This is a genomic window from Saccharopolyspora sp., from assembly GCF_017434145.1.
Classification (GTDB): domain Bacteria; phylum Actinomycetota; class Actinomycetes; order Mycobacteriales; family Pseudonocardiaceae; genus Saccharopolyspora_C; species Saccharopolyspora_C galaxeae.
Genome location: NZ_JAFRFW010000669.1, coordinates 1 through 5177, shown reverse-complemented (window position 1 = coordinate 5177; position 5177 = coordinate 1). Strand labels below are relative to the sequence as shown.

The 5177-nt window shown below is 70.7% G+C and carries 5 protein-coding genes and 1 tRNA gene; 1 reads left to right on the top strand and 5 read right to left on the bottom strand.

The window, feature by feature from the left end; translation table 11 throughout:
* Positions 1 to 142 precede the first annotated feature (142 nt).
* Positions 143 to 219: transfer RNA gene (locus IJH84_RS18395), tRNA-Pro, on the bottom strand.
* A gap of 70 nt (positions 220 to 289) precedes the next feature.
* Positions 290 to 1366: a DNA polymerase IV gene (locus IJH84_RS18390; RefSeq protein ID WP_295146678.1), complete on the bottom strand. Its 1077-nt coding sequence runs from the start codon at positions 1364 to 1366 to the stop codon at positions 290 to 292.
* A 15-nt stretch (positions 1367 to 1381) separates the two neighbouring features.
* Here IJH84_RS18390 and IJH84_RS18385 point away from each other — a divergent pair, with 15 nt between their 5' ends.
* Positions 1382 to 1843 (top strand): NUDIX domain-containing protein, encoded by a 462-nt coding sequence (locus tag IJH84_RS18385; protein ID WP_295146670.1) that lies wholly within the window; start codon positions 1382 to 1384, stop codon positions 1841 to 1843.
* A gap of 4 nt (positions 1844 to 1847) precedes the next feature.
* Here IJH84_RS18385 and IJH84_RS18380 read toward each other — a convergent pair whose 3' ends face one another.
* The 3 genes from IJH84_RS18380 to ligD all read right to left on the bottom strand — a co-directional run.
* On the bottom strand, positions 1848 to 2336 hold the full coding sequence (locus IJH84_RS18380) for a DUF1707 domain-containing protein (protein ID WP_200072969.1): 489 nt from the start codon (positions 2334 to 2336) through the stop codon (positions 1848 to 1850).
* 106 nt (positions 2337 to 2442) lie between these two features.
* Entirely contained in the window at positions 2443 to 3750 is a 1308-nt protein-coding gene (locus tag IJH84_RS18375; protein ID WP_295146666.1) for an MFS transporter, read from the bottom strand.
* A 232-nt stretch (positions 3751 to 3982) separates the two neighbouring features.
* The coding region (ligD, locus tag IJH84_RS18370) for a non-homologous end-joining DNA ligase (RefSeq protein WP_295146663.1) at positions 3983 to 5177 on the bottom strand (1195 nt) is incomplete at its 5' end.

Sequence of the window (5177 nt, the reverse complement as noted above, 5' to 3'; positions counted from 1 at the left end):
TGATCTTCGTGGCGTGCAGCGCCATCTGGTGCACCCGGAACAGCAAAAGGGCCACCCGCAAAAGCGGATGGCCCCTCCACTACAGGAGTCGCGGTCCTGCTCGAGAACCTGAACTCCGGTCAGGGTTGTAATAACAACCCGATGGTCGGGACGGCGGGATTCGAACCCACGACCCCCTGACCCCCAGTCAGGTGCGCTACCAAGCTGCGCCACGTCCCGGCCGCACCCTCCGTGGGGTGCGCGGACAGCTTAGCGCATCGGGTGGTGTCGATCTCCGAGAGGCCCCTGTTCAGGGTTCGTCGCTGGTCAGAGACTCGGCGCGGGTGCCGATGAGGCGGGTGGGGCGGGTCGGGGTGAAGCGGGCGAGGGCGCGGTGGGACGCGGCGGTGAGGGTTTCGGGGTCGGCGCTGGGCGGGTCGACCGGGGTGCCGTGGGAGTGGGTCCGGAAGTGCGAGTCGCGCAGCTTCACCACGACGCGGCCTGCGCGGCAGGAGTGTTCTCGCAGGTCGTCGGCTACGAGGTGGGACAGGCGGGCGAGTTCGGCGCGGAGTTCGGCAGGGTCGCGGACGTCTTCCTGGAAGGTGAACTCGCGGCCGTAGGAGCGTGGCCGGTACGGCTCGCCGCGCACGGGGGTCGGGTCGATGCCGCGGGCCAGTGCCACTAGCCAGGGACCGTTGCGCGGGCCGAACGTTGCGGCGAGGGCTGATCGGTCCGCGGCCGCGAGGGCACCGACGGTGGTCAAGCCGTGTTCGGCGAGGCGGGCGGCGGTTTTGCGGCCGATTCCCCACAGCGCTTCGGGGCTGCGCTGGTGCATGGTCGGCGCCCAGTTGTGCTGGTCGAGGCGGAAGGTGCCGGTCTCGTCGCGCAGCGGTGAGCCGGGTTTGGCGAAACCGGAGGCCAGTTTCGCGCGGAGCTTGTTGTCACCGATGCCGACCGAGCAGGTCAAGCCGGTGCGGGCGGGGACCGCGGAGCGCACCGATTCCGCGTCGTGCTGGGCGTCGGCGGTGTCGAGTTGCAGGAACGCCTCGTCCCAGCCCGCCTCCTCCACGATGCCGCCGAACTCGCGCAGCGCGGCCGTGAACAGCGCGGACTTGGCCAGGTACGCGTCCCGGTCGACGGCGAGGAAGACCGCTTGCGGGCACCGTTTCAGCGCGGTGCGCAGCGGAGTTCCCGAGCGGACGCCGAACTCGCGGGCCTCGTAGGACGCGCCTGCGACGACTCCGCGGCGGGTGGGGTCGCCGGTTCCGCCGACCAGCACCGGTCGCCCGCGCAGCTCGGGGCGGCGCAGCAGTTCCACAGCGACGATGAACTGGTCGAGATCCACGTGCAGCACGACGCGCTCCACGCCCTCAGCGTGCCACCGCACCGGTACGGTCGTCGGATGGCGAAGCGCAGCGCGGGCATCCTGCTGCACCGGATGCGGGACGGCGGGCCGCAGCTGCTGCTGGTGCATCCCGGCGGCCCGTTCTGGCGGAACAAGGACCTCGGTTCGTGGTCGATCCCGAAGGGCGAATACGGCGACGACGAGTCACCGCGCGATGCGGCGCTGCGCGAATTCGCCGAGGAAACCGGTCATCGGCCGGATCCGGGCGCGCTGGTCGAGCTCGGCGAGATCCGGCAGAAGGGCGGCAAGTCGGTGCTGGCCTGGGCATTGCGCGGTGAGTTCGATCCCGCGCAGCTGGTCAGCAACCCGGTGGAGCTGCCGTGGCCGCCGCGCTCGGGACGCACCGCGTCGTTCCCCGAAATCGACCGGGCCGAATGGTTCGACCCGGCGACCGCGCGGGACAAGCTGATCCCGGCCCAAGCCGAGTTCGTCGACCGCTTGCTGGCGGCGTTGAGCTGAGGAGTCAGCGCTTGACCCGGTCTCCGAGCGTCAGCAGCACCAAGTACAGCGCCCCCACGATCACGAACGCGACCGGCAGCAACATCGGCGCGTCCGCCGCGTAGAACAAGCCGGTGATCGCACCGACGATCGAGCAGGGGATCGCGACCGCGATCGCGGCGGCTTGCAGGTGCCGGCGCGGGAACTGGACGGCGGAGGCCGGCTGGGGTGCGGGGGTCCGGTCCTGCCGGACCTCGTCGTGCCGCGCCTCGTCCTGCCGCTCGTCGAAGCGCGGACACGGCTCCGGCAGGTCGCGGAACAGCGTGAGCAGCTCGCCGCGGGTGCGTGCCTGCTTGGCCTGCACGACCCGGTCCCCGTACTCGTCCGAGGTGAGGCAACCGGAAACCACGTGCTCGTTGAGCAGCCGCTCCCCCTGCGACCGGTCGGCGTCCGACAACCTGATCATCTCGTTGCCCGTGGCCCCGGGCGTGGCCGGGACGTTCGTGGACGACACGACGTTCTCCTCTCGCTGCGCAGTGGGTTGCGCCGGCAAGGCTATGGACGAACGCGAGTGCCGCGCCTCGGCCTTCGGGCCGGAACATCCGGCCGGACGGCCGAGATCAATCCAGTGCGGATTCCTTGGTCTCCCGGCTCACCAGCAGCGCGATCAGCGTCAGCACCGCCATCGCCGCCAAGTACACCCCGACCCAGCCGAGCCCGTGGGAACTGGCCAGCCACGTCGCGATGTACGGCGCGACCGACGCGCCGAGCAGGCTCGCGATGTTGTAGGACACCGACGCCCCGGTGTAGCGCACCGCGGTCGGGAACAGCTCGGGCAGCACCGCGCCCATCGGCCCGAACGTCAGGCCCATCAACCCCAGTCCGACGACGAGGAACGACAGCACCGCGGGCAGCGAACCGGAGCCGAACCACGGCCCCATCAGCAGGCCGAACGCGATGATCGCGGTGGTGACGACCAGCAGCGTGGGCCGCCGGCCGAACCGGTCGGCGAGCCGGCCGGCGATCGGCACGGTCAGCCCGAAGAACACGACGCCGACCAGCAACAGCACCAGGAATTCGGAGCGGCTGTAGCCCAGCCCGCCCTCCGCGGTGCCGTAGGACAGCGTGAACACGGTCATCAGGTAGAACAGCACGTAGGTCGCCAGCATGATGAACGTGCCGAGCACGAGGCCGGTGAAGCCGGTCCGGAACACCTGCACGAACGGCACCTTGGCCCGGTCGCCTGCCTGCACGACCTTCGCGAACGCCGGGGTCTCGTGCAGGCTCAGCCGCACCCACAACCCGACCGCGACCAGCACCGCCGAGGCGAGGAACGGCACCCGCCAGCCCCAGGACAGGAACGTCGCGTCGTCCATCACCTCGGACAGCAGCAGGAACAGGCCGTTCGCCACGAAGAACCCGATCGGAGCGCCCAGCTGCGGGAAGGTCCCGAAGAAGGCCCGGTTGCCCGCGGGCGCGTTCTCGGTGGCCAGCAGCGCGGCGCCGCCCCACTCACCACCGAGCCCGATGCCCTGCCCGAACCGGCACAGCGCCAGCAGCAGCGGCGCTGCCACGCCGATCGAGCCGTAACCGGGCAGGAGTCCGATCAGGACGGTGGAGATCCCCATCGTCAGCAGCGAAGCGACCAAAGTGGACTTGCGGCCGATGCGGTCGCCGAAGTGCCCGAACAGCGCGGAACCGACCGGCCGGGCGACGAACGCGATCGCGAACGTGGCCAGCGACTGCAGCGTGGCCGCCGTCGCGTCCCCGGCCGGGAAGAACAGTTTCGGGAACACCAGCACGGCAGCGGTGGCGTAGACGTAGAAGTCGTAGAACTCGATGGAGGTCCCGACGAGACTGGCCACCACGACCTGGCGCGTGGAGTTGCGGTTTTCCGCGACGCCGCTGGAAACGTGTCCGACCGCCATGGCCCGGAACCTCCTCGTGGACCTGCCCTCGTTCGAACCTGCCCGCGTTCGAACCTGCGCAGCCTAACTCGGGCTGACCACCCATCGGGACACGATTTCCAGGAAATGGACGTGGGAAGCGACACGGTCCGCTGCTCGCATGAGCGGGCATTGCCGACCGGGGAGTCCGCGATCGGCGGCGAGCTTCGGCGACCGATCGCGCCGATGCGCGAGCCGAAGCCGCACGACGTGATCACGGGTCGGGCAGTCGCTGGCGGACTCCGAGCAGCGCGGCGAACGGGTCGCCGACCTCGGCCAGCCGGTCGAACACGGTGCGCACGCTCCAGCGGTCCGGCGCCAGCTCCGGGTCGTCGAGTTCGTCCCACTCGATCGGCACCGAGACCGGTGCGCCAGGCCGTGGGCGCGGGCTGTAGGGCGCGACCAGCGTCTTGTTCAGCACGTTCTGGGTGTAGTCCAGCCGGGCCTTGCCGCGGCGTTCGCCCTTCTGCCAAGCCCAGCTGACCAGGTCCGGAACGGTGCTGCCGATCGCCTCGGACACCGCCCGCGCCCAGCGGCGGGTGTCGTCGTAGGTGTAGCGGGGTTCGATCGGCACCCAGATCTGGATGCCGCGCTGCCCGGTGACCTTCGGCCGGGCCTGCACGCCGAGGTGTTCCAGCGCGGTGCGGTGCAGCCGGGCCAGCACCAGCACGTCCGCGAAGGATGTCCGGTCGCCGGGATCGATGTCGAACAGCGCCCAAGTGGGGCGTTGCGCGTCCTGGGTGCGCGAGGTCCACGGGTGCAGTTCGAGGGCTCCGTAGTTGGCCAGCCACGCCAGCGCCGCCGGTTCCTCCGGTACCAGGTAGGTGCGGGCCTCGTCGGCGTCGGCGTGCTCGTAGTCCCAGGTCCGGAACCATTCCGGGGTGTGCTCGGGCGCTTGCTTGTGCCAGAAGCCGGGTTCGCCGATGCCTTCCGGGAACCGGTGCGCGTTGAGCGGGCGGCCGGCCAGGTACGGCAGCATCACCGGTGCGATCCGGGCGCAGTAGCGGATCAGGTCGCGCTTTTCGACCGCCGGTTCGTGCGCGCCTGCCGGGATCAGCACCTTGTCCAGGTTGGTCAGCGCCAGCTCGCGTCCCGCGAAGTGCCAAGTTCCCTTGCGCCGCAACCGGTCCAGTTCGGCGAGTTCGGCGTCGTCGGGCGGGCGCCAGGTGTGCGCCGCGGGAGGCTGCTCGGCTCGGGCCGCGGGCAGGTCGCTGCGCCAGACGGCTTGCGGGTCGGCGGCGACCTGTTCGCTGGTGCGGCCGCTCTTGACCGAGCGGGGGTGCTCTTCGGCGTCCCAGCCGGGTTCGGCGTGCTCGTCGTCCTTGTGGATCAGCAGCCAGTTCGCCGGATCCCCGCTGCCGCGGCGCACCAGCACGAAGTGCCCGGCGAGCTTCCGGCCGCGCAGCTCC